Here is a 23,524-nt window from a genome sequence, read left to right as displayed (position 1 = left end):
TAGTAGTTTAAGTTTAAATCAGTATGGTCTTACCATTCTGATCTAGACTTGCTACGCAATATTTTAAAAATAATAAGCAGTGATTTCGTAGGTGATAAAAACAAACATAAGCAGAGACCTTTGCAAAATTCCCCTAAATCCCCTAAATTCCCATCAAGACATTTAGGGGATTTCTTATGAGCACCTTCTTCCAACAAACCGCACAAGCCATGATCGCCAAACACATCGACCGCTTCCCATTATTGAAGTTGGATCAGGTGATTGATTGGCAGCCGATCGAACAATACCTGAACCGTCAAAGAACCCGTTACCTCCGAGACCACCGCGGCCGTCCCGCCTATCCCCTGTTGTCCATGTTCAAAGCCGTCCTGCTCGGACAATGGCACAGCCTCTCCGATCCCGAACTCGAACACAGCCTCATCACCCGCATCGACTTCAACCTGTTTTGCCGTTTTGACGAACTGAACATCCCCGATTACAGCACCTTATGCCGCTACCGCAACTGGCTGGCGCAAGATGACACCCTGTCCGAATTGCTCAAACTGATTAACTGCCAACTGGCCGAAAAAAACCTAAAAGTAGAGAAAGCATCCGCCGCCGTCGTTGACGCCACCATTATTCAGACCGCCGGCAGCAAACAGCGTCAGGCCATAGAAGTCGATGAAGAAGGACAAGTCAGCGGCCAAACCACACCGAGTAAAGACAAAGATGCCCGCTGGACAAAGAAAAACGGCCTCTACAAACTCGGTTACAAACAACATACCCGTACCGATGAGGAAGGCTATATCGAGAAACTGCACATCACCCCCGCCAATGTCCATGAGTGCAACCATCTGTCCCCTTTGTTGGAAGGTATTGCCGAAGGCACGACCGTCTATGCCGACAAAGGCTACGACAGTAAGGAAAACCGGCAACATCTGAAAGAGCATCAGTTGTTAGACGGCATTATGCGCAAAGCCTGCCGCAACCGTCCGCTGACGGAAGCGCAAACCAAACGTAACCGATATTTGTCGAAGACCCGTTATGTGGTCGAACAAAGCTTCGGTACGCTGCACCGTAAATTCCGCTACGCCCGGGCAGCCTATTTTGGTCTGCTCAAAGTGAGTGCGCAAAGCCATCTGAAGGCGATGTGTTTGAACCTGTTGAAAGCGGCTAACAGGCTAAGTGTGCCTGTTGCCGCCTAAAAGGCGGCCCGGATGCCTGATTATGGGGTATCCGGGGAGGATTAAGGGGGCATTTGGGTAGAATCAGTGGATATTTGAAACGAAAACAGCCGAAAACCTGTGTTTGGGTTTCGGCTGTTGGGGGAAAGGCTTTTTTGCAAAGGTCTCAAGCAGTGTTTACGCTATCGTAATATTATAAACAAATACAAATATTCGGGTTTGATTAAGCTCAGTTAAAAATGGTAAATGAGTAATTTGAATGTATTTTTTGCACGAGTAAACTTTGCTATATGAAATTTAAGAATGTCACAGTTGAAGTAAGGAAAAGAGGGGAGGTTTATTCGTTAAGAATTACCATAAAACACAAGGCCGTCTGAAAATCAGTTTTCAGACGACCTTGTGTTTTATCGGAATGAAACGGGCAACTTATTGGATGCTGCTGCCGATGCGGCTGTAATCGCCGAAGTTCATCCACACGAAGAAGGCTTTTCCGACGATAAGTTTGTCGTCCACAAAGCCCCAGTAGCGGGAGTCGGCGCTGTTGTCGCGGTTGTCGCCCATGGCGAAGTAACGGCCTTCGGGCACTTTGCAGGTAAAGCCGCTGCCGTCTTCGGCGTATTGACAGTGTTCCAAACCGCTTTGCTCTACGGAATAACCGTTTTCAGGCATGATTTTCATGCGGTAGTTGTCGAGCGCAGGAATGGATACGGTAGGTTGTCCGGGCTCTTTCAGGATGTTGAAGGTTTTGCCGTTGAGGGTCGTCTGAAAAAGTTCGGGGTTGTGGATTGCGGACGGCTCGGTATCGTCAGGGTAGGAGTAGGTGCCGTTCGGTTGGTCGGGGGCAACTTGTCCGTTGACGGTCAGGACTTTGTCGCGGTATTCGACGGTATCGCCCGGCAGTCCGACGATGCGCTTGATGTAGTTCATTTCAGGCTGGACGGGGTAGTTGAACACGACGACGTCGCCGCGCTCGATTTGTCCGGTCGGAATCAGGACGTTGTTGATAATCGGGGTTCTGATGCCGTAGGCGAATTTGTTCACAAGGATGAAGTCGCCTTTAACCAAGCCCGGGCGCATGGAGCTGGATGGGATTTGAAATGGTTCGGCGATAAAGGTGCGCAGGATGAATACGACGAGGATGATCGGAAAAAAGCCGCTCATGTAGTCGGTGAAGTGGGCTTTGTCCTGGTGCGACGGGTCTTTTTTCAGACGACCTTTGTGAATGGCCCAAACGATGCCGGTGAATACGACAAATATCAGCAATACGGCGGTAAAGCTCATGTAAAAAGACAGGATGCCGAAAACGCCGATCATGCACAAAAGATACGCCCATTGCAGGCCGGAGCTCCATTCTCCGTTTTCCTGACGTTCTTTGCTGCTTATGAAATAAAGGAAAATGCCGATAACGATGGCGGCAATCGCGCCGTAGATTAAATTTGTGCTCATTATTTGTCGCTCACTTGCAGAATCGCCAAGAATGCGCTTTGCGGGATTTCCACGTTGCCCACTTGTTTCATGCGGCGTTTGCCTGCTTTTTGTTTTTCGAGAAGTTTTTTCTTACGCGTAATATCGCCGCCGTAACATTTCGCCAAGACGTTTTTACGCAGGGCTTTGACGTTTTCGCGGGCGATAATCTGGCTGCCGATGGCGGCTTGGACGGCGATGTCGAACATTTGGCGCGGAATCAGCTCGCGCATTTTCGCTGCCAGCTCGCGGCCTCGGTGAACCGCGCTTTGACGGTGCACAATCAGGCTCAGGGCATCGACTTTTTCGCCGTTGACCATGATGTCGAGCTTAATCAAATCAGACGGTTGGAATTCTTTGAAATGGTAGTCCAGCGAGGCATAGCCGCGCGAAGTGGATTTGAGTTTGTCGAAAAAGTCCATCACGACTTCGTTCATAGGCAAATCGTAAGTCAGCATGACTTGACGGCCCATGTACTGCATATTGACCTGCACGCCGCGCTTTTGGTTACACAAAGTCATGACGTTGCCGACGTATTCCTGCGGCACGAGGATGGTCGCGGTAATAATCGGCTCGAGAATGGTTTCGATGCTGCCGATGTCGGGCAGTTTAGACGGGTTTTCGACTTCGATTTTTTCGCCGCTCTTCAACACGACTTCATAAACCACCGTCGGCGCGGTGGTAATCAAATCCATGTCAAACTCGCGCTCCAAGCGTTCCTGTACGATTTCCAAGTGCAGCAAGCCCAAGAAGCCGCAGCGGAAGCCGAAGCCTAATGCCTGAGAAACTTCAGGCTCGAATTTCAACGAAGCATCGTTAAGCTGCAATTTTTCCAAAGCATCACGCAAGGCTTCGTAGTCGTGGCTTTCTACAGGGTAGAGACCCGCGAATACTTGACTTTGCACTTCTTGGAAGCCGGGCAGCGGCTCAGAAGCGGGGTTGGCAACCAAAGTAACCGTATCGCCGACTTTCGCCTGTCCCAATTCTTTCACACCGGTAATCAAAAAGCCCACTTCGCCGGCTTTGAGTTCTTGTTTTTGAACCGATTTAGGTGTGAATACGCCCAGCTGCTCAACCTGCGTTTCCGCCTTGGTGCTCATAAAGCGCACTTTGTCTTTCAGCTTGATGATGCCGTTTTTCACACGAATCAGCATGACCACGCCGACGTAGTTGTCAAACCACGAATCGACGATAACGGCTTGCAGCGGCGCGTTTTCGTCGCCGGTCGGCGCGGGGATTTTGGCAACGATTTCTTCCAAAACGTCTTCCACGCCGATGCCGCTTTTGGCTGAACATTGCACCGCGCCGACGGCATCGATGCCGATGATGTCTTCGATTTCCTGTTCCACGCGTTCGGGGTCGGCGGCGGGCAGGTCGATTTTGTTCAAAACAGGCACGACTTCCACGCCCAAATCAATCGCGGTGTAGCAGTTCGCCACGGTTTGCGCTTCCACGCCTTGCGATGCGTCAACGACCAAAAGCGCGCCTTCGCAGGCGGACAGCGAACGGGAAACTTCGTAAGAAAAGTCGACGTGTCCCGGCGTGTCAATCAGGTTGAGCTGATACACCTGCCCGTCGCGTGCTTTGTAGTTGAGTGCGGCGGTTTGCGCTTTGATGGTGATGCCGCGCTCTTTTTCGATGTCCATGGAATCGAGTACCTGCGTACTCATTTCGCGCAAATCCAAGCCGCCGCAGTATTGGATGAAGCGGTCGGCAAGCGTCGATTTGCCGTGGTCGATGTGGGCAATGATGGAGAAATTTCGGATATTTTTCATATTGTTATTTTGAAAGATAAGCAGTGATTCTGAAAAGGTCGTCTGAAAATCAAATAGACCGTTCAGACGACCTTCAGGCAAAGTGAAATAGCCTGACATTCTAGCGGAAATTTACTGTTTCCGCATGATTTTATGCGTGTTTTACAGCGACGCGACAATCTTTTCCACCATTTTCGCCGAGCTTGCCGCCGCTGTTTTCAAAAACTCTTCAAAGCTGATGTCCGCTTTTTCGTCCGCCGAATCGGACATCGCGCGAATCACGACGAAAGGCGTGTTCAACTGGTGGCAGGCTTGCGCAATCGTCGCTGCTTCCATTTCCACCGCTTTGACTTCGGGGAAATGGCTGCGGATTTCCGCCACGCCTTCGCTGCTGTGGACAAAGCGGTCGCCGCTGACAATCAAACCTTGATCTACCGCCGCGCCTTCAAATACTTCCGCCGCCTGTTTTGCCTTGCCGACCAAGAGGTCGTCTGAAACGAATACAGCGGGCAGTTGCGGCACTTGTCCCCAAACATAGCCGAACGCCGTTACATCGACGTCGTGGTGCGCGATTTCCGTGCCGACTACTACGTCGCCGACTTTCAAACCTTTGCCCAAGCCGCCCGCGCTGCCGGTATTGATGACGCAGTCAGGCGCAAATTGATGGATAACCCAAGCCGTTGAAACCGCTGCATTTACCTTGCCGATGCCGCTCAATACCAACACCATGCGTTTGCCCGCCATCTCGCCTTCGTAGGCGGTAAACTTACCGAAAGACACGCTTTTGACGTTATCCATTGCTTCGCGCAAAAGCTCGATTTCCTGCTCCATCGCGCCGATGACCGCTACTGTTTGTACAGACATTTTTTATCCTTCCATGAAATTGTGGGCGGTATTATAACAGCAGCGGCGACATTCCATACCCGTATTGAATCCGCCATATTGCCCGCCTGTCCTATTATTCGATACGGTAATCTTGCCATTTTTATGTATCATGATTTATTTGATATAATCCATTTTAATAAAATAACCACCGAAATTATCCAATATCATGATGACCAATCCCCCCAGCGCAAAAGACGAATTGTTCACTTGGCTGCGCCATATGAACAAATACAAAGGCTCCGACCTCTTTATCACGACCAATTTTCCGCCCGCTATGAAAGTGGACGGCAAAATCACGCCGATTACCGACGAGCCGCTGACCTCCGAAAAATGTATGGAAATCGCTTTTTCGATTATGTCCACCAAACAAATCGAAGAGTTTTCCTCCACCAACGAATGCAACTTCGCCATCAGCCTGCCCGACACCAGCCGCTTCCGTGTCAATGCCATGGTGCAGCGTGGTGCAACGGCGTTGGTGTTCCGCTCCATTACCAGCAAAATCCCGAATTTTGACAGCCTCAATCTGCCACCCGTCTTGAAAGACGTGGTGATGAAAAAACGCGGTCTTGTGATTTTCGTCGGCGGTACCGGCTCGGGTAAATCCACTTCGCTCGCCGCAATGGTTGACCACCGCAACGAAAATTGCCAAGACCACATCATCACCATCGAAGACCCGATTGAGTTTGTTCATCAACACAAAAAAAGCATCATTACCCAGCGCGAAGTCGGCGTGGATACCGAAAACTGGTTTGCCGCGCTGAAAAACACCCTGCGTCAGGCGCCGGACGTCATCCTCATCGGCGAGATTCGCGACCGCGAAACCATGGACTACGCCTTGGCGTTCGCCGAAACAGGCCACCTCTGTCTCGCCACGCTGCACGCCAACAACTCCAACCAAGCGCTCGACCGCATCATCAACTTCTTCCCCGAAGAGCGCCGCACCCAGCTTTTGACCGACTTGTCGCTCAACCTGCAAGCCTTCATCTCGCAACGCCTGATTCCCCGTGAAGGCGGCAAGGGGCGCGTAGCCGCAGTGGAAATCCTGCTCAATTCGCCGATTATTTCCGAAATGATTCAAAAAGGCGAAATCCACAGCATCAAAGAAATGATGAAAAAATCTACCGCCATGGGCATGCAAACCTTCGACCAAGCGCTCTACGAGCTGTACGAACGCGGCGACATCAGTTTCCAAGACGCCATTAAAAACGCCGACTCCGCCCACGACCTGCGTTTGGACATCCAACTGCGCAGCCGCCGCGCCCAAAACGCCGGCCCGGACTTGGAACTGATTTAAAAGTTGTCGGAAATGAGCAAAGGTCGTCTGAAAAATACTTTTCAGACGACCTTTTTTGTCTGTGCCGATCAGGCATACCAATAACGTTCAAGTCATTTCTGTTAAACTGTTTTGTAAATATAGTGGATTAAATTTAAATCAGGACAAGGCGACGAAGCCGCAGACAGTACAGAGATAGTACGGCAAGGCAACGCCGTACTGGTTTAAAGTTAATCCACTATACCATACGGCTCCATGGTTTAGCCGCACTCAAATCACTACCTACAAAAGAAATCCTATGAAAATTACACCCGTCCAAGCCCTAAACGACAACTACATTTGGATGATTCAAGACGGCAACCACGCCGCCTGCGTCGATCCGTCCGATGCCACGCCCGTTTTGGTATTCCTCGTCCGCAACCGCCTGATGCTGGCGCAAACGTGGGTTACCCATCTGCATCACGACCATATCGGCGGAGTCCAATCCCTCAAAAACGGCTTTATGGAATCGCCCGTGTACGGTGAGACGGATATCGATGTGGCAACGCATACGGTGACGGCAGGTACGCAGTTTCCTTTTGGCGACGGGCTGGTTACCGTGTGGGCGACGCCCGGCCATACCGACCGCCACGTCAGCTATCTTTTGGAAAACGCCGAAGGTCTGCACGTTTTCTGCGGCGATACCTTATTCTCCGCTGGTTGCGGCAGGGTGTTTACGGGAACGATAGAGGAGTTGTACGACAGTTTCCAAAGGTTCAATCAGTTGCCCGAAGAAACGCTGTTTTATCCTGCGCATGAATACACCGCTTCTAATCTGCGTTTTGCCGAATTTATCGAACTGGAGAATCCCGATATTCAAGCGGCTTTACGCGCGGCGGAACATACGCCGACCTTGCCCGTTACCCTTGCACATGAACGCAAAATCAATCCGTTTTTACGGGTCGATTTGCCCCAAGTCCGCGAACGGGTGGAAGAACTGGCGGGGCGGGGGCTGAACAGCGGCTTGGAAGTGTTCGCGGCGCTGCGGGAATTGAAAAACCGGTTTTGATTTTGAGTAAAAGCAGGCTTCCTGCAAAAAGTATTTTTGCACCAAGAACTTCGTTTGGACGATTCGTTCAAATGTCCAATATTTGGGGATTTTTATCTTAGGTTAGTCGGATTGATGCTTGTCCATTAATAAGATAATTAGTTGGGCGGGCGCATCGGATATTTAAAAAATGCGTCTTTAAGCCTATAATTATAAGCATTAGCCATATTTTAAGGTCGTCTGAAAACGTAAATATCCATTTTCAGACGACCTTCATTAACAGAAAGAACAAATCATGCGTCCATTAAATGCCCGAATCCGCTTGGACAATCTGCGCCACAATTATCAAACCCTGAAACAGATTCACGGCGGCAAGATGCTTGCCGTCATCAAAGCTGATGCTTACGGGCACGGCGCGGTACGGTGCGCCCATGCATTGTCTGAAATTGCCGATGGGTTCGCCGTCGCCACCGTGGACGAAGCCGTCGAATTGCGCGAGAGCGGCATTACCAATCCCATCGTATTGCTTGAAGGCGTGTTTGAAGCGGCGGAATACGCTACCGTCGATCAATACAATTTGTGGCCGGGCGTCGGCAGCCAGTGGCAGCTCGAAGCCTTAATCGCCCATCATTGGCAAAATCCCGTTAAAGTCTGGCTCAAAATGGATTCCGGTATGCATCGTGCCGGCTTCTTCCCGCACAATTACACTTCCGCCCACACCGCCCTGAAACAATGCAAACACGTCGACGGCATCGTCAAATTCAGCCACTTTGCCTGCGCCGACGAACCCGACAACGGCATGACCGAAATGCAGCTCGAAGCCTTTGATTTGGCATGTGAAGGCTTGGAAGGCGAAGAAAGCCTCGCCAACTCCGCCGCCATCTTGAACGTCCCTGAAGCGCGCCGCGACTGGGGGCGTGCCGGTCTGGCGCTTTACGGCATTTCTCCGTTCGGCGGCGTGGACGAACGCCTGAAGCCTGTCATGCGCCTGACTTCCCGCGTATTCGGCGAACGCGTCCTGCAACCCCATTCTCCCATCGGTTACGGCGCGACGTTTTACACCAGCAAATCCACCCGCGTCGGCCTGATTGCCTGCGGCTACGCCGACGGTTATCCGCGCCGCGCCTCGACCAATTCGCCTGTTGCCGTCGAAGGTAAACGCAGCCGCATCATCGGCAGGGTGTCTATGGACATGATTACCGTCGAACTCGACGCTTCCCAAGAAGGTTTGGGTGCTGAAGTCGAATTGTGGGGCGATGTTGTCAACATCAACGAAGTCGCCGAAGCTGCCGGTATGATTCCGTATGAAATTTTTTGCAACGTCAAGCGCGCGAAGTTTACATATTCGGAATAAGACAAGATTGTTTTTGTTTAAAGGTCGTCTGAAATCATGGTATTGGGTTTCAGACGACCTTTTGGTTTTTATAGTGGATTAGCTGTAAACCGGTACGGCGTTGCCTCGCCTTAGCTCAAAGAGAACGATTCTCTAAGGTGCTGAAGCACCAAGTGAATCGGTTCCGTACTATCTGTACTGTCTGCGGCTTCGTCGCCTTGTCCTGATTTAAATTTAATCCACTATAAGGCAGGATGTCGGATACGTTTTGCTTTTAAATGGAAATGCCGCATCCCAAGAGGTCGTCTGAAAACATCACATCAAGCAAAAAACAAAAAGCGCGAACCTTACGATTCGCGCTTTTTTCAGACGGCCTCAATTATTTCTTGTCGTCTTTTACTTCTTCAAAGTCGGCATCTACCACGTCGTCGTCTTTCTTGGCGGAAGACGGTTCGGCTTGTGCGCTTTCGCCTGCTTGGGCTTCGGCTTGCGCTTGCGCGTAAACCATTTCGCCCAGTTTTTGGCTGGCTGCGCCCAGTGCTTCGGCTTTGGCATCGATGGCGGCTTTGTCGTCGCCTTTCACGGCTTCTTCGGCTTCTTTCAACGCGGCTTCGATTTTTTCTTTCTCGGCTGCGTCGAGTTTGTCGCCGTAGTCGGCCAAAGATTTTTTCACGGAGTGAATCAGGGCTTCGGCTTGGTTGCGGGAAGCGACCAATTCAGTCAGTTTTTTATCTTCCTCAGCATTGGCTTCGGCATCTTTCACCATGCGTTCGATTTCTTCTTCGCTCAAGCCTGAAGAACCTTGGATGGTAATGTTAGCAGCTTTGCCGGTGCCTTTGTCTTTGGCGGAAACGTGCAGGATGCCGTTGGCGTCAATGTCGAAGGTGACTTCGATTTGCGGCATGCCGCGCGGTGCGGGTGCAATGTCGCCCAAGTTGAACTGACCCAAAGATTTGTTGGCGGAGGCGCGTTCGCGCTCACCTTGCAGTACATGGATAGTTACTGCGCTTTGGTTGTCTTCGGCAGTAGAGAACACTTGCGACGCTTTGGTCGGGATAGTGGTGTTCTTCTGAATCAGCTTGGTCATCACGCCGCCCATGGTTTCGATACCCAAAGACAGAGGGGTTACGTCCAGCAGCAATACGTCGCTGCGGCCGCCGCTCAATACTTCGCCTTGAATCGCTGCGCCCACGGCAACGGCTTCGTCAGGGTTCACGTCTTTGCGCGGCTCTTTGCCAAAGAAGTCTCTAACGGCTTCTTGTACTTTCGGCATACGGGACTGACCGCCGACCAAAATTACGTCGTCGATGTCGCTGGTGCTCAAACCGGCATCTTTCAATGCGGTGCGGCAAGGCTCGATAGAGCGGGCAATCAGGTCTTCAACGAGGCTTTCGAATTTGGCACGGGTAATTTTCATTGCCAAGTGTTTCGGGCCGGTTGCGTCCATGGTGATGTACGGCAGATTGATTTCGGTTTGCTGGCCGCTGGACAATTCGATTTTGGCTTTTTCGGCAGCTTCTTTCAGACGTTGCAATGCCATCACGTCTTGTTTCAAATCAATGCCTTGTTCTTTTTTGAACTCGGCGATGATGTAGTCGATGAGGCGTTGGTCGAAGTCTTCGCCGCCCAAGAAAGTGTCGCCGTTGGTTGCCAATACTTCGAATTGTTTGTCGCCGTCGAGGTTGGCGATTTCGATGATGGAAATATCGAAGGTACCGCCGCCCAAGTCATATACGGCTACTTTGCGGTCTTTGTTGTCGCCTTTGTCCATACCGAATGCCAAAGCAGCTGCGGTCGGCTCGTTGATGATGCGTTTTACGTCCAAACCGGCGATGCGGCCTGCGTCTTTGGTGGCTTGACGTTGGCTGTCGTTGAAGTAGGCCGGAACGGTAATCACGGCTTCGGTTACTTTTTCGCCCAAATAAGATTCGGCGGCTTCTTTCATTTTACGCAGGACTTCTGCGGAAACTTGTGGCGGAGACAGCTCTTTGCCTTGCGCTTTCACCCATGCGTCGCCGTTGTTGGCTTTGATGATTTCGAAAGGCATGGATTCGATGTCGCGTTGGACTTCTTTGTCTTCGAATTTATGACCGATCAAACGTTTGACAGCGTAGATGGTGTTTTTTGCGTTGGTTACGGCTTGGCGTTTGGCGGGTGCGCCGACGAGGACTTCGCCGCCGTCCAGATAAGCGACGACAGACGGCGTAGTGCGTGCGCCTTCTGCGTTTTCAATAACTTTGGTTTGACCGTTTTCAGAGATGGATACACAAGAGTTGGTTGTACCTAAGTCGATACCGATTACTTTTGCCATATTGATGTTGCTCCTAAAAAGATTTTTCTAAATTAATAATTGTGTGGAACATTTTGTTCCGTTGACCTGTAAATAAGGTTGCCCGATATTTTTTCAAGGGTTTTGTTTAAATTTTTTTTATATAAAATTCAACAAGCTAGACTATTTATCCACAGGACGGTATTTTGTTTTTCAGACGACCTTGTCTTTGTTTTCCGATTGGGCATCATCGGAATGATTTTTCAAAAGCGGGATTGGGGCTTGAGGGACGGGGAAGGGTCGTCTGAAAATTTTATGCTTGATAAACTTTATCAAGCGGTGCCTTCAGGATTCTTGTTTCGCCACGACAACCATCGCGGGACGTAATACGCGGTCGGACAGGGTGTAGCCTTTTTTCATGACGCTGACGATGGTGTTCGGCTCTTGCTCGCTGACGACCGCCTGCATCGCTTGATGTTGGTGCGGGTCGAGTTTGTCGCCGGGCTGCGGGTTGATTTCTTTGATGTGCGTGGCGTCAAACGCTTTTTGCAATTCGTTCAGCGTCATTTGCACGCCCATTTTCAGCGCGTCGAAATTGCCGCTTTGGTCGAGCAGCGCCATTTCGAGATAGTCTTTGACCGGCAGCATTTCGGCGGCGAATTTTTGTCCGGCGAATTTGTGCGTATCGGCGATTTCCTGTTGATGGCGGCGGCGTAGGTTTTGCTCGTTCGCCAAACCGCGCAGTTCGCTGTCTTTCAACTGCCCTTCCAACTCGGCGATACGCGCCTGCAATTCTTCGTAAGTCGGCGGTTCGGTAGCTTCGGGTTGTTCGGTTTTGGGGGCTTGGGCGGCTTCTGCGTTTGCCGCCTCTTCGGTTTCGTGTTGATATTGTTCGTGATGTTCGCTCATTTCATGCATCCTTTGGAATGGTTTGAATCGAATGCTACTTTATATAAGGTCGTCTGAAAAAACTTCAAGCACACGGAAACCATCATAAGCATATTCCGCAATGCGCTATCGCAAATCGTTGATAAAAGGTAAGATACGCCGATACCTTCCTATTTTCAGACGACCCCCGACATGAAAAAAGACCACCTGAACACAACCGATTTCAACCTCTGGCATACCATCCGCGAAGAAACCGCAGCCGCAGCCGCTGCCGAACCGATGCTGGCGAGCTTTTTGCACCAAACCGTATTGCGCCACGATTCGCTCGATTCCGTCCTTGCTTATCATCTTTCCAGCAAACTCGGCAGCCCGATTATGGACGTACGCGCCCTGTTTGAAATTTACCAGCAGGCATTGGGCAGCGACGCGCGCATCAGCAACTGCGTCGAAGCCGACTTGAAAGCCATTTACGAACGCGACCCCGCCTGCGACGAATATTCGCTGCCGCTTTTATATTTCAAAGGTTTCCACGCCATTCAGGCGCACCGCATCAACCACTGGCTCTATCAAAACGGCCGCAAAACGCTGGCGTATTTCCTGCAAAACCGTATGTCGGAAGTGTTCGGCGTCGATATTCACCCCGCCGCCCGTTTCGGTCATGGGCTGATGCTCGACCACGCCACCGGTTTCGTCGCCGGCGAAACCGCCGTGTTGGGCAACAATATTTCCATCCTGCACGGCGTAACGCTCGGCGGCTCGGGTAAGGAAAGCGGCGACCGCCATCCGAAAATCGGCGACGGCGTGATGATTGGCGCGAACGCTTCGATATTGGGCAACATCCGCATCGGCGACAATTCCAAAATTGGCGCAGGCAGTGTGGTCGTTGCGGACGTACCGTCGTCAATCACCGTCGTCGGCGTGCCTGCCAAACCGGTGGGGCGTTCGGTCAAAACCCCGTCGGCAGACATGGACCAGAGTTTGCAGGGAACGGCGATGGATTTTGTGATTTGAACTGAATCGCCCGATTAAGACCGCAGATATAGTGGATTAACTTTAAACCAGTACGGCGTTGCCTCGCCTTAGCTCAAAGAGAACGATTCTCTAAGGTGCTGAAGCACCAAATGAATCGGTTCCGTACTATCTGTACTGTCTGCGGCTTCGTCGCCTTGTCCTGATTTAGTTAATCCACTATATAAAAAGGTCGTCTGAAAACCTGATGGATAAGGTTTTCAGACGACCTTTTTGATGAGAAGGGATTATTTGAAGATGTAGGAATCGGGCATTTCGTCGAAGCTGACGACGCGGCCGCCTTTTTCTTTGGCAAATTTCTCTGCTTGGGCTTTGTCGGCGAAGGGGAGGGCGTCTTCCGCACCCATGCCGCCGATGAAGCCGCTTTCTATGACGTAATAGGCTTTCTTGCCGTCTATCCATGCGGTGTCGGCATTGGGTTTGCTCCAGTCTTTGACTTTGCCCATGTCGGTAACGTAGATGACGTGGATGCCTTTAGGCTCTTCGGGCAGCTTGGTGTAGCCGAACATCTGCTTGATGGTCGAGAACCAAACGGGGCGGTCGGGTTTGCCGTTGAGGTAGATTTGGGCTTTGGGGCCGTTGTGTTCGGTCAGGTTCATGCTGCAATAGTGCCCCACGGCGCGGTCGCTGATTTGCTGAGGCTCAGGCGGCGGGGTGTCATCCTCTTTGGGACAGGCACTCAGGAGCAGGGCGGCGAGGAGCGCAGGTAAAATCTTTTTCATATTTGTCGCTTTCCAAAAATTCTTGCTGCCAAGATAAGGGGAATAATAACCCATAATATCTGCGCGGTCAGCAATACGGGCATGGTCAGGCTGATTTGTTCGCTCAAACCTGCCATGCCTGCGTACATGGCGGTGTTCTCGTAACCGGTCAGGTTGAGCAGGCGGTAGATGTCGGTGGGGTTGAAAAGGAGGACGGTTTCGACGACGGGTGCGGTGATTGTTTGCTGGGTATCGGCGACGAGGATGCCCAAAAGCGCCATGTCGAAGATGACGACGAAAAACAGCCAAACGCCGATGGCGATACCGGCGGCGGTGCCGCGTTCTTTCACTTTCGCGCTGATGAGGTAGCCCATGGACAGGAATGCGGCGCCCAAAATGACGCTGGCGGCAATCAGCAGGGCAAAGGGTTTCCACGCGGCGATGTCGAAGCTGCCGTTGGCGAGTTGGAGCGTGATGCCCGCGATTCCGTAGCCTGCGGTGGTGGCAAGGGCGAGGATGATGAGGTGTCCGATGAATTTTCCGGCAAGGATTTGGTTGCGGGAAACGGGGTAGCTCAACAGCAGCGCCATAGTGCCGCGTTCGATTTCGCCGATGAGGGAATCGTAGGAGAGGAGCATGGCGATGAGCGGGATCAGGAAGATGGACAGGCTGGAGAGGCTGACGACGGTTACGGTCAGCGGATCGACTTTAACCGAGCCTGTCGGCGAGCTGCCGAGGAAGCCCAATGAGAGGGCGAGGGCGGCGAGCAGGACGGAGGCGGCGAGTACCCAGCGGTTGCGCAGGCTGTCGCGGACTTCTTTTCCGGTGATAATCCAAACGGGGTTCATACGTCCTCCCTTTTTAAGAATTGTGCGTACATGTCGTCGAGTGTGGGTGTGTGGATGTCGAGGTAGGCGAGGTCGGACAGGTTGCCCAGTTCGCTGAGTAATGCCATGCGTTCTTCAGCCTGACATTGCGCCTGATAGCTGAGGTCGTCTGAAAGCGGCTGCCAGCGTTCGCTTAACGGACGCGGGGATTTGAGGCGGATGTTGACGGTGAGGGGGAGTCCGCTTTGGACGTGCAGCTCGTCCATGCTGCCGTCGGCGACTTTGACACCGTTTTTCATGACGACGATGCGGTCGGCGTGGCCGTCGAGTTCGGCGAGGGCGTGGGTACTGAGGAGGACGGTGGCGCCGCGTCCGTTGAGTTCGCGCACGACTTCGTAAAACATTTGGCGCGAGGCGGGGTCGAGGCCTGTGGTGGGCTCGTCAAACAGCAATACTTTGGGTTCGCCCAGCAGCGCTTGGGCGAGGGCGAGGCGTTGGCGCATGCCTTTGGAGTAGGTGCCGACGCGGCGGCGGGCGGCTTGGGAAATGCCGACGCGTTCGAGGAGTTCGTGGTTTTTGGTGAGCGGCTGTTTTTTGAGTTTGGCGTAGAAATTGAGGGTTTCGATGCCGCTGAGGGAAGGGTGCAGGGCGACGGTTTCGGGCAGATAGCCGATTTGGCTGCGCAACTGCGCGCCCGCTTTGCTGCCGGTGCGCTCGCCCAGCAGCATGACTTCGCCCTCGGTGGGGGTAATCAGCCCGAGTATCAGTTTGATGAGCGTGGACTTGCCTGCGCCGTTGTGTCCGGCAAGACCGACACTTTCGCCCGCCTTCAAGACTAAATCGACTTGGTTGACGGCTTTTTGTGCGCCGAAGCGTTTGGTTACGTTTCTCAATTCGACATGGTGTGCGCTCATGAGTGCTTCCTTGTGTGGATGGGTTTCAGACGACGTTGAGGGTCGTCTGAAAAGGGCGTTCTTTGTATGGGGTCGTCTGAAAAAGGGAGAAGGGTTTCAGACGACGTTTGTTATGGGGCGGCGTTTTTGACTGTTGCCTGCGTTGCGGGTTGCACCGTATTTGCGGCGGATGCCCGTCAGTACGGCAATGAGGGGCAAAACCTTGCTGCGGCGGGGTTTTAAGGTCGTCTGAAAAGTTTTCAGACGACCTTGCGGGGCGTGTTTGCCGGTTCCGCTTAGTTCAATGAGCCGTTTTCGGCATCGCTCCATTCGGACTGATGGGTTTTGGCTTCTTGCAACAGTTGTTCTTTCATGGCTTCGTATTTGGTGGTGGTTTTGTTGCTACCCGCCTTCATCAGCGGTTTGCTGTCGATCACGCCGCCGGGAAGGATGGCGGGGAATTGCGATTGCGCCCATTTGACGATGCTGATGGCGGGGCTGTTCATCAGGAGGCGGGAAACGGGCGCGCGCCAGATGATTTGGTCAATGATGCCGTTGGGGCGGTACGCGCTGTCGCCGAAGCCGTCGCCGTCGAGGTCGAACGCGCTGTTGTCGCTCCAGTAGTTGCCGCGTCCGCCTTCGCCCCAGTCAAGAAAACGTGTGCTGACGTATTTGACTTGGCTTTCGTTGTTGATGAAGGCGTTGTCGGAAAGGGTGGTGCCTTCGATGGCGGCGGTGAAGTGGATGCCGATTTGGCAGTTTTCAAAATGGTTGGCGACGATTTTGTTGTAGTTGGCGTTGTAGGCGAAAACGCATTTGCCGGCTTTGTTGATGATGTTGTCGTGGATGTCGGAATAGTTGACGTAGTTGAGCATGATGCCTTGGTCGCGGCTGCCGACGGCGATGTTGCCGTATACGTTGAGGCGGTCGGAAAACATCAAAACGTAGCCCATGTTATTGCCGACGGAAATGTTGCCGCTGACTTCGCTGTCGTTGGTGTACATGTAGTGGACGGCGAAACGCAGGTTGCTGAAGCGGTTGTTTTTATAGGTGTTGTTTTTGCTGGTGTTGGAGAAAATGCCGTCGCGGCCTTTGGAAATGTCGTTGCTGACGACTTGCGCGCCGGGGGCGTTCCAGACGGTTACGCCGTTGCCGCGTTCGTTGACGCGCAGGGTGGAGTCGCCGACGATTTTGTTCTCGCGCACCATGGATTCGGCAGAGCCGTGGATATACACGCCGACGGAGTTGTCGAGGATGTTGTTGTATTCGATTAAGGCGCGGGGGGCGGTTTCTTCGAGGTAGATGCCGGCATCCATGGCGGGCAGGCTCATACCGGAACGGGTGACGGTGAGGTTGCGCAGGGTAACGTCGGGGGCGATGACGGCAATGGTGCGGCCGGTGCGGTCGCCTTCGATTTTGGCGGAGCGGTCGGCAGGGCCTTCGATGGTGATGGGTTTGTCGATAAGCAGTTTAGTTTTGTAAGTACCGGAGGCGAGCTTGAGCGTATCGCCTGCCTGCGCGCGCGCGATGACTTCGGGGAGGTTGTCGGTAGGGGAAACGTCGATGGTGGCTGCAAAGGTCGTCTGAATCATGCCGCCGAACATAAATGCCAGGACAGCGCGTCGCCATGTTTTGAATTGGGGTGTGTGCATGGAGTTCCTCTGATTCGTGCGGTGTGCGTCGGCACGGTGATGCCTGCCTGTGAGGGCCGTGTTTTTGTTTTATAGCGGAACAGTCTGTTGCGTCCAAACGGTTCTGCTATAAAAGGTCGTCTGAAAACGAGGGCAGCGGGTTTCGCTAAGACCTGAAAGTTTTTTCAGACGACCTTTCCGTTAAGTCAGTGATAAACCGTCAAACCCGATTATCGGGGTTTAACGATCATTTGACCGGACATTTCCATGTGCAGGGCGTGGCAGAACCATTGGCAGTAGTACCAGTGTACGCCCGGACGGACGGCTTTGAAGGTTACCGATTGGGTAGCTTGCGGGCCGATTTCCATGGCGATGCCGTAGCCTTCCAAAGTGAAGCCGTGGGTCAAGTCTTCGATGGTTTCGACGTTGGTCACATATACGGTTACTTCGTCGCCTTGGTTGACTTCGAATTGCGGGATGCTGTACGCAGGCGCAACGGCAGTCATGTATACGCGGACTTTGTTGCCCTCGCGGATGACTTTGGCGGCTTTTTCCAGCTCGACACCGTCTTTTTTCGCCTGTTCCACAGCGTCTTGCCAGAACCATGGGTCTTTGCGGTCCCAGGTTTTTTTCGGGTTGACTTTGGAAGCGGCAACCAGACACAGGTCATGCGGTTCGGCAAAGGTCGGGTTGTCGTGTACCAGGCGCATTTCGTCGCCGGAAATGTCGATCAACTGGTCGCATTCCGGTTTCAGCGGGCCGGCGTTGAGGAAGCGGTCTTTGGAGAATTTGTTCAAAGATACCAGCCATTTGCCGTCGGCTTCCTTGGTTTCGCCCATGGTCGTATGGTTGTGGCCGGGTTGGTAGTGGACGTCGAGTTTCTGTTTGATCGGATCCACTTTTTCGCCTTTGTAGGCTTTGATGGCGTCGTCGATGTTCCATTTAACCATTTGGCTGTCGATAAACAGCGTGGTGTAGGCGTTGCCGCGGCCGTCAAACGCGGTGTGTAAAGGACCGAGACCCAGTTGGGGTTCGGCGACAACCACGTCGCGCTCTTTGATTTTGCCGGCGAACAAATCGTCCAGTTTGCTGACGTCCAATACAGTAACGGTCGGAGACAGTTTACCGTTGAGCATGATGTATTTACCGTCAGGGGAAGCGTTACAGCCGTGCGGAGAGTTCGGCACGGGGATGTAGCGGGTGTAAGGGGAATTGGCTTCTGCGCGGCCGTCCAGCATTTTCACGCCGTTGACTTCTTTGAAGTCGCCTTTTTTGATGCCTTCTTCGATGGCGGCAAGATTGAAGACGACGCACCAGTCTTGCTCGTTGGAAGAAGCACCTTGTACGGTCAGGGCACGTTCGGAGTTGTAGCAAGTGGAGAAGGAGTATTTGCCTTGGTAGTCGGCATCGCCGTTGTCCAAGTTGCCGTCCACCAATACTTGCCATGCGATGTCCATGGTTTCGCCGTCAATGGCGGTATAAACGGCATTCCAAGTTTTGGCGTCGTTCCAAGTACCCACGCCGCTTACCGGTACGATGTGTTCGCCGTTGGCAAAGACATAGCCGGTTTTCGGATAACGTTGCGGACGCAGACCGTGTACACCGGAAACGTTAGGGATTTCGGTGATTTTGTCGGTTTTCATGAAGTCCAGGCGGACGCGGCAAACGCGGTTGTTTGCTTTGTCGTTGGCATACGCGTAGCGGCCGTCGTAAGTTTGGTCGGTAAACGACAAGTGAGGGTGGTGCAAGTCGCCGTTAGGGTAGCAGCGCAGGCCGCTGTCTTTCAGGAACTGGTTGGTTTCCGGCGTATTTTTTTCATTCAAAATACGCAGGCTCTCGTTGGTACGGCCCCAACCGGTCGCGCTGTCCATGTTGAACACGGGGATACGCATCAGTTCGCGCATGGAAGGTACGCCGATCAAGCGCATTTCGCCCGATTGGCCGCCGGAGAGGAAGCCGTAGTATTGGTCGAGTTCGCCCGGACCGACTTCGGAAGTCTGTTTGCCCGGTTCGGCAGAGGCATGAGACTCGGTTTTGGCGGCAGGCGCAGCACCTGAAGCGGCGGCTTTATCGCCACCCTCTTTGGAACAGCCCGCCAAACCCAACAGACCGGCGCCGGCAATACCTGCGCCTGAAACGGCGGCAGTACCTAAGAATGAACGACGGCTTAAGCCGTTTTGTTCTAATTTTTCGTCTGACATACAACACTCCTTGGATAAAATTCGGCAGCCGGCGTTTTCAGACGACCTGCCGATTGAAAAAACGTATTTATGTTTATAAGTGTGGGTACGGTTGACCCGGTATTTCTTTAGGGTTTCAGATTATTCGCCGGCTTTAGGGGCGGTTTCTTTTTTCACAAACTGCACAACCTGCTCCCCAGGCTGCTGTTTTGCAGATGCGGTTTCGGGGTCGGCTTTTGCCGCCGCCTGTTTTTGTTTTTTCTTGTTGGTTGCTACAACTTGCGGGCAACGTGTGTCATGGTGATACATGACTTGGCAGTGCAGGCACTGGATACATTCGTTCGGATGGATGTCGCCTTCCGGTGCAATCGCCTGAACGGGGCATTCGTGCGTACAGATTTGGCAAGGGTTGCCGCACATTTTGTAGCGGCGAAGCCAGTCGAATACGCGGAAGCGGCCGGGTAGGGCGATACCCGCGCCCAATGGGCACAGATAGCGGCAGAAGAAGCGTTCGATAAACAGGCCGGCAACCAAAAGGGTAACGGCAAACGCGACAAACCACCATTCGCGGACGAATTTCAAAATAATTGCCGTTTTAAAGGGTTCTACCTCTGCGAATTTTTCCGCCGTACCCAAATCGTACAGGGAAATTGCCAACAGTGCGAAGAAAATGACGTATTTAATCGCAGTCAGGCGCGTGTGCAGCAGGTGCGGCACGGTAATCTGTTTCACGCCCAATTTTTTGGCGATACGGTTGGTCAACTCTTGCAGCGAACCGAAGGGGCAGAGCCAGCCGCAGAATGTACCGCGGTTCCACAGCAGCATGGTTGCGGCGGTAAACAGCCACAGGATGAACACAATCGGATCCATCAGGAAGAAGTCCCAACGGAATTCGGTCAGGATGGCGGAGAACAGTGTCAGCGTATTGACGACCGACAGTTGCGCCTGAGCGTACCAACCGATATAGAACAGGGTAAATGTCAGGAATACCAGGCGGAAGCGGTCGTACCATTTCTCGTAGCGGACAATCCAGTCTTGGAACAGGAAGACCAAAAGCAGGATGGTCAAGGCGATGCCGACTACGGCGATTTGTCCCTGTTTCGCTTTCCACACCTGTTTCCAGAGTTGGTTGGACGCACCGTCGTTTGAAGAGGCTTCAGAGGCTTCTTCGGCTATGCCTTTGGTGTCTGAGGCTTGGTCGGCGGCAGGAGCGGCTGCCGGTTCGACAGGTGCGCTGATTTCGACGGGCGGTGCTTTCGGATCATCGACATAGTAACCTTGAGGCAGCTCGTAATCCAAATCGGCGGTTACGAACGCTTTGTCGTTTACGCTCAATACGCGTTGAACCATCAACTGCAAACGCCAAGGTTCGGCAGCATCGAATTCCACACCTTCGGGAATCGTAAACCAAGATACTTCTTTAAAGTGGGGCGCACCTTCGGCTGCCAAATCAACCAAGCGTTCGTGTTGCGCGTCGGTAAAGCGGAAGCTGTTTTCGCCTTGAATCATCTCGATACGATCGAAAATACCGCCGCGGACATAGCCCGAACCTTTCCAAGAATAACGGCCTTCACCGGCAACCAAGACAGCTTGTTGACCCGGTTGCAGACGGTTTTGCAGGTTTTTCCAACCTTCCTCGCCCAGCAGGCTTTTGCCGATGGAAGGCTGGCTGACTACGGCTGTGTACAAATCGATAAAGGTATCGTCGCCTGCGCCTTGTTCGGCGTGTTCGGCAACACCTGCTTTGCCGCCTTTTTCAAACAGCTTGTTAATTTCATCAACAGTAATGTGCAGATGACCGATGGCTTTTTGTTCCAGCAGCGCATTCCAAGATTGGATGTCCTGTTTGTCAGGGTTGACAGCGCGGCGAGGTCGGGTTTGTGCCGCAGGGGCAGCAGCCTGTTGCGTATCCGCAGCATTGGCGGAGGTCGTCTGAACGGCTTTGTCAGTGCCCAAACCATATTTACCGGCAACAACTTTGAACGAACGCTGGATACTGTCGTTAATCACCATCAGCGTAACGGTCGCGCCGCTGATGATGTCCCCGGGTGCAACACCCGGAGTAGGTGGATTTTTAATAAAATTCAAACCGATATACTTATTGATGAATTTATCCACACGCGATTGCGGGATACCAATAAGCATAATCGGCTCATGGTGATCGACCAGCTTCGCTCCGGCGATCGTTCCATCGTTGGCCAAAGCCATCATCGTATCAATCGGTTTGCTCGAATAGCCGCGCGTATTGACCACGTCCGTCGTGATATACACCAAACCCAACTGCTCGTTGCCCTTATAAACACGGGCAACCATAGGCTTGCCTTCAGGCTTGCCATAACGGTCTGCACCCGGAAAAATTTCCGAAGGCTGGACTTTTGACAAAAAGTCAGGCAAACGCTCGGCGTAAGCGGGCAGTGTCGAAAACAATAGGACAAATACGGAAAACATCGCCAGCATCGTATTCAAGATGCCTGATGTGTGTTTCGTTTTTAGGCAGGACATGGCTGTTCCCGATTATTCGATACTCTAAACATTAATATTATATGAATCCATTATTTGCAATAATTTGACCTATGTCAAATTTACAAATCTTAAAACCTGGTTTTAACGGTAAGTAATACTTTGTGATTATGTGGAGATGGCTCTAATTTTGTTGCTAATGGAATAGAAAACCGGGTGATTAAATAATTTTGGGTTTTGTGGTGTATTAATATGTTTTCGATATAGGATGGCAATCGCAATCTGTACATGGCACAGGTAATGCGGCACTGATTTGTTTTTCAAGTTGCGGTTTATTGAATATAGTGGATTAACTTTAAATCAGGACAAGGCGACGAAGCCGCAGACAGTACAGATAGTACGGAACCGATTCACTTGGTGCTTCAGCACCTTAGAGAATCGTTCTCTTTGAGCTAAGGCGAGGCAACGCCGTACTGGTTTAAAGTTAATCCACTATAATCTTTAAATTTGTTCTATAGCAGTAAAAAAGGTCGTCTGAAAACCAAATTTGATTTTCAGACGACCTTATATTTCCAACGCATCAAACGGCTATTTGCCTGCTTTCAACGATTGCCACAGGCGGACGCTCAGGCGGCTTGCATCTGTTGATTTGGGCGATACGATGAAACTTTTATCCATCAATTCCTTGGTCGGGAAGATAGACGCATCGCCGGTATATTTTGCGTCCATCAATGCGCGGGCAGGGCGGCTGGCGGGGGCGTAGGTAACGAAATTGCCGTTTTGCGCCGCGACTTCGGGATCGAGCGTGTGGTTGATGTATTTATGCGCATTGGCGGTGTTTTGGGCATCGCGCGGAATCATCAGGGAATCCACCCAGATGCCGACGCCGCTTTTGGGTGCTAACACTTCGATTTCGACGCCGTTCTTCGCTTCTTGCGCGCGTGTTTTGGCGATGTTCAAATCGCCGCCGTAACCGACTGAAACGCAAAGATTGCCCGCCGCCATATCGTCAATATAGCCTGACGAAGTGAAGCGTTTGATGTCGGGACGCACTTTTTTCATCATGTTGACGGCGGCTTTGATGTCGTCGGGGTTTTCGGTATTCGGGTCTTTGCCCAAATAATGCAGCGCGAGCGGGATTTGTTCGATGGCGCTGTCAAAATAGCTGATACCGCAGGATTTCAGCTTTTTGGTGTATTCGGGATTGAACACCAAATCCCATTCGTTTTCGGGCAATTGCTCCGTCCCTAAGGCTTTTTGAACCAGTTTTTTGTTGATGGCGAGCGTGTTGATGCCCCAGAAATAAGGGACTGCGTATTGGTTGCCCGGATCGACTTTTGCCATCATGGCAAGCAGGTCGGCATCGATATTGGCGTAGTTCGGGATTTGGCTTTTGTCGATTTTTTGATACGCGCCGGCTTTGATTTGGCGTCCGACGTTGGCAATGGACGGTGCAACGAGGTCGTAACCGGATTTGCCGGTCAAAAGCTTGGCTTCGAGGGCTTCGTTGCTGTCGTAGTAGTCGTAGCGGACGTTGATATGCGTATTTTTTTCGAACGCTTCAAGCGTGGCGGGGTCGACGTAGTCCGACCAGTTGTAGATATTGAGCTTGTCGGAGGCGGTATGGGAAGAAGGTGCGGAAGATTCTGCGGCGGTTTGTTGGCCGCCGCTACATGCAGTCAAGACGAGGCCGATGAGTGCCGCCGCCATTGAAATTTTTTTCATGGGTACAGTCCTTTTGTGGAAG

At 52.2% G+C, this 23,524-nt stretch carries 18 protein-coding genes; 5 read left to right on the top strand and 13 right to left on the bottom strand.

Annotation, left to right across the window (positions count from 1 at the left end; all coding sequences use genetic code 11):
* The first annotated feature begins 176 nt into the window (after positions 1-176).
* Positions 177-1,184: an IS5 family transposase gene (locus MON40_RS09590; protein ID WP_242925842.1), complete on the top strand. Its 1,008-nt coding sequence runs from the start codon at positions 177-179 to the stop codon at positions 1,182-1,184.
* A gap of 405 nt (positions 1,185-1,589) precedes the next feature.
* Here MON40_RS09590 and lepB read toward each other — a convergent pair whose 3' ends face one another.
* From lepB to MON40_RS09575, 3 genes are all read right to left on the bottom strand, one after another.
* On the bottom strand, positions 1,590-2,609 hold the full coding sequence (gene lepB / locus MON40_RS09585) for a signal peptidase I (protein WP_003777539.1): 1,020 nt from the start codon (positions 2,607-2,609) through the stop codon (positions 1,590-1,592).
* Complete coding sequence (gene lepA / locus MON40_RS09580; protein WP_039862919.1) at positions 2,609-4,402, bottom strand: translation elongation factor 4; 1,794 nt, start codon at positions 4,400-4,402, stop codon at positions 2,609-2,611. Before lepA ends, lepB begins: the two co-directional genes overlap by 1 nt.
* Positions 4,403-4,543: 141 nt before the next feature.
* Positions 4,544-5,245 (bottom strand): 5'-methylthioadenosine/adenosylhomocysteine nucleosidase, encoded by a 702-nt coding sequence (locus tag MON40_RS09575; protein WP_003777542.1) that lies wholly within the window; start codon positions 5,243-5,245, stop codon positions 4,544-4,546.
* Between the two features lie 187 nt (positions 5,246-5,432).
* On the opposite strand from MON40_RS09575, the gene MON40_RS09570 reads away from it, so the two are divergent.
* From MON40_RS09570 to alr, 3 genes are all read left to right on the top strand, one after another.
* Positions 5,433-6,560, top strand: coding sequence for a PilT/PilU family type 4a pilus ATPase (locus tag MON40_RS09570; protein ID WP_003777544.1), 1,128 nt, complete (start codon positions 5,433-5,435; stop codon positions 6,558-6,560).
* Between the two features lie 277 nt (positions 6,561-6,837).
* Positions 6,838-7,587: a hydroxyacylglutathione hydrolase gene (gene gloB / locus MON40_RS09565; protein ID WP_003777548.1), complete on the top strand. Its 750-nt coding sequence runs from the start codon at positions 6,838-6,840 to the stop codon at positions 7,585-7,587.
* Between the two features lie 274 nt (positions 7,588-7,861).
* Positions 7,862-8,920 carry an alanine racemase gene (gene alr, locus MON40_RS09560; RefSeq protein ID WP_003777550.1) on the top strand — a complete coding sequence of 353 codons (1,059 nt, stop codon included), beginning with the start codon at positions 7,862-7,864 and terminating at the stop codon, positions 8,918-8,920.
* A 358-nt stretch (positions 8,921-9,278) separates the two neighbouring features.
* Here the strand turns inward: alr and dnaK are convergent, their stop codons facing one another.
* Both dnaK and grpE read right to left on the bottom strand, forming a co-directional pair.
* Positions 9,279-11,210 (bottom strand): molecular chaperone DnaK, encoded by a 1,932-nt coding sequence (gene dnaK / locus MON40_RS09555; RefSeq protein ID WP_003777552.1) that lies wholly within the window; start codon positions 11,208-11,210, stop codon positions 9,279-9,281.
* Between the two features lie 303 nt (positions 11,211-11,513).
* Positions 11,514-12,077: a nucleotide exchange factor GrpE gene (gene grpE / locus MON40_RS09550; RefSeq protein ID WP_009311594.1), complete on the bottom strand. Its 564-nt coding sequence runs from the start codon at positions 12,075-12,077 to the stop codon at positions 11,514-11,516.
* Between the two features lie 171 nt (positions 12,078-12,248).
* On the opposite strand from grpE, the gene cysE reads away from it, so the two are divergent.
* Positions 12,249-13,067 carry a serine O-acetyltransferase gene (cysE, locus tag MON40_RS09545; protein ID WP_003768130.1) on the top strand — a complete coding sequence of 273 codons (819 nt, stop codon included), beginning with the start codon at positions 12,249-12,251 and terminating at the stop codon, positions 13,065-13,067.
* Positions 13,068-13,312: 245 nt separating this feature from the next.
* Here cysE and MON40_RS09540 read toward each other — a convergent pair whose 3' ends face one another.
* The 8 genes from MON40_RS09540 to MON40_RS09500 form a co-directional block, all read right to left on the bottom strand.
* The gene (locus MON40_RS09540) at positions 13,313-13,807 is read right to left on the bottom strand and encodes a nitrous oxide reductase accessory protein NosL (protein ID WP_003759050.1); all 495 of its coding nucleotides are present in this window, start codon (positions 13,805-13,807) and stop codon (positions 13,313-13,315) included.
* Positions 13,804-14,634 (bottom strand): ABC transporter permease, encoded by an 831-nt coding sequence (locus MON40_RS09535; protein WP_003759052.1) that lies wholly within the window; start codon positions 14,632-14,634, stop codon positions 13,804-13,806. Before MON40_RS09535 ends, MON40_RS09540 begins: the two co-directional genes overlap by 4 nt.
* On the bottom strand, positions 14,631-15,527 hold the full coding sequence (locus MON40_RS09530) for an ABC transporter ATP-binding protein (protein WP_003777556.1): 897 nt from the start codon (positions 15,525-15,527) through the stop codon (positions 14,631-14,633). Before MON40_RS09530 ends, MON40_RS09535 begins: the two co-directional genes overlap by 4 nt.
* Positions 15,528-15,623: 96 nt before the next feature.
* Positions 15,624-15,836: a hypothetical protein gene (locus tag MON40_RS09525; RefSeq protein WP_003777559.1), complete on the bottom strand. Its 213-nt coding sequence runs from the start codon at positions 15,834-15,836 to the stop codon at positions 15,624-15,626.
* A complete protein-coding gene (locus MON40_RS09520; RefSeq protein WP_003777561.1) occupies positions 15,803-17,158 on the bottom strand; it encodes a nitrous oxide reductase family maturation protein NosD in 1,356 nt (451 codons plus the stop codon). Before MON40_RS09520 ends, MON40_RS09525 begins: the two co-directional genes overlap by 34 nt.
* Before the next feature lie 209 nt (positions 17,159-17,367).
* Positions 17,368-19,338: a TAT-dependent nitrous-oxide reductase gene (gene nosZ, locus MON40_RS09515; protein WP_003759063.1), complete on the bottom strand. Its 1,971-nt coding sequence runs from the start codon at positions 19,336-19,338 to the stop codon at positions 17,368-17,370.
* A gap of 120 nt (positions 19,339-19,458) precedes the next feature.
* Positions 19,459-21,774, bottom strand: a complete 2,316-nt coding sequence (locus MON40_RS09510) for a NosR/NirI family protein (protein WP_003777563.1) — start codon at positions 21,772-21,774, stop codon at positions 19,459-19,461.
* Between the two features lie 591 nt (positions 21,775-22,365).
* Positions 22,366-23,502, bottom strand: a complete 1,137-nt coding sequence (locus MON40_RS09500; protein ID WP_003759070.1) for a polyamine ABC transporter substrate-binding protein — start codon at positions 23,500-23,502, stop codon at positions 22,366-22,368.
* Positions 23,503-23,524: the final 22 nt, after the last annotated feature.

Source organism: Neisseria macacae ATCC 33926 (assembly GCF_022749495.1).
Classification (GTDB): Bacteria; Pseudomonadota; Gammaproteobacteria; order Burkholderiales; family Neisseriaceae; genus Neisseria; species Neisseria macacae.
This window is presented reverse-complemented; position numbering and strand designations above follow the sequence as displayed.

Coding starts and splice junctions, on each gene's coding strand:
- MON40_RS09510 (WP_003777563.1), bottom strand. CDS start 21,774: ATGCTGGCGATGTTTTCCGTATTTGTCCTATTGTTTTCGACACTGCCC.
- nosZ (WP_003759063.1), bottom strand. CDS start 19,338: ATGTCAGACGAAAAATTAGAACAAAACGGCTTAAGCCGTCGTTCATTC.
- MON40_RS09530 (WP_003777556.1), bottom strand. CDS start 15,527: ATGAGCGCACACCATGTCGAATTGAGAAACGTAACCAAACGCTTCGGC.
- cysE (WP_003768130.1), top strand. CDS start 12,249: ATGAAAAAAGACCACCTGAACACAACCGATTTCAACCTCTGGCATACC.
- gloB (WP_003777548.1), top strand. CDS start 6,838: ATGAAAATTACACCCGTCCAAGCCCTAAACGACAACTACATTTGGATG.
- MON40_RS09540 (WP_003759050.1), bottom strand. CDS start 13,807: ATGAAAAAGATTTTACCTGCGCTCCTCGCCGCCCTGCTCCTGAGTGCC.
- grpE (WP_009311594.1), bottom strand. CDS start 12,077: ATGAGCGAACATCACGAACAATATCAACACGAAACCGAAGAGGCGGCA.
- lepB (WP_003777539.1), bottom strand. CDS start 2,609: ATGAGCACAAATTTAATCTACGGCGCGATTGCCGCCATCGTTATCGGC.
- lepA (WP_039862919.1), bottom strand. CDS start 4,402: ATGAAAAATATCCGAAATTTCTCCATCATTGCCCACATCGACCACGGC.
- MON40_RS09575 (WP_003777542.1), bottom strand. CDS start 5,245: ATGTCTGTACAAACAGTAGCGGTCATCGGCGCGATGGAGCAGGAAATC.
- alr (WP_003777550.1), top strand. CDS start 7,862: ATGCGTCCATTAAATGCCCGAATCCGCTTGGACAATCTGCGCCACAAT.
- MON40_RS09520 (WP_003777561.1), bottom strand. CDS start 17,158: ATGCACACACCCCAATTCAAAACATGGCGACGCGCTGTCCTGGCATTT.
- dnaK (WP_003777552.1), bottom strand. CDS start 11,210: ATGGCAAAAGTAATCGGTATCGACTTAGGTACAACCAACTCTTGTGTA.
- MON40_RS09570 (WP_003777544.1), top strand. CDS start 5,433: ATGATGACCAATCCCCCCAGCGCAAAAGACGAATTGTTCACTTGGCTG.
- MON40_RS09525 (WP_003777559.1), bottom strand. CDS start 15,836: ATGGAGCGATGCCGAAAACGGCTCATTGAACTAAGCGGAACCGGCAAA.
- MON40_RS09500 (WP_003759070.1), bottom strand. CDS start 23,502: ATGAAAAAAATTTCAATGGCGGCGGCACTCATCGGCCTCGTCTTGACT.
- MON40_RS09535 (WP_003759052.1), bottom strand. CDS start 14,634: ATGAACCCCGTTTGGATTATCACCGGAAAAGAAGTCCGCGACAGCCTG.
- MON40_RS09590 (WP_242925842.1), top strand. CDS start 177: ATGAGCACCTTCTTCCAACAAACCGCACAAGCCATGATCGCCAAACAC.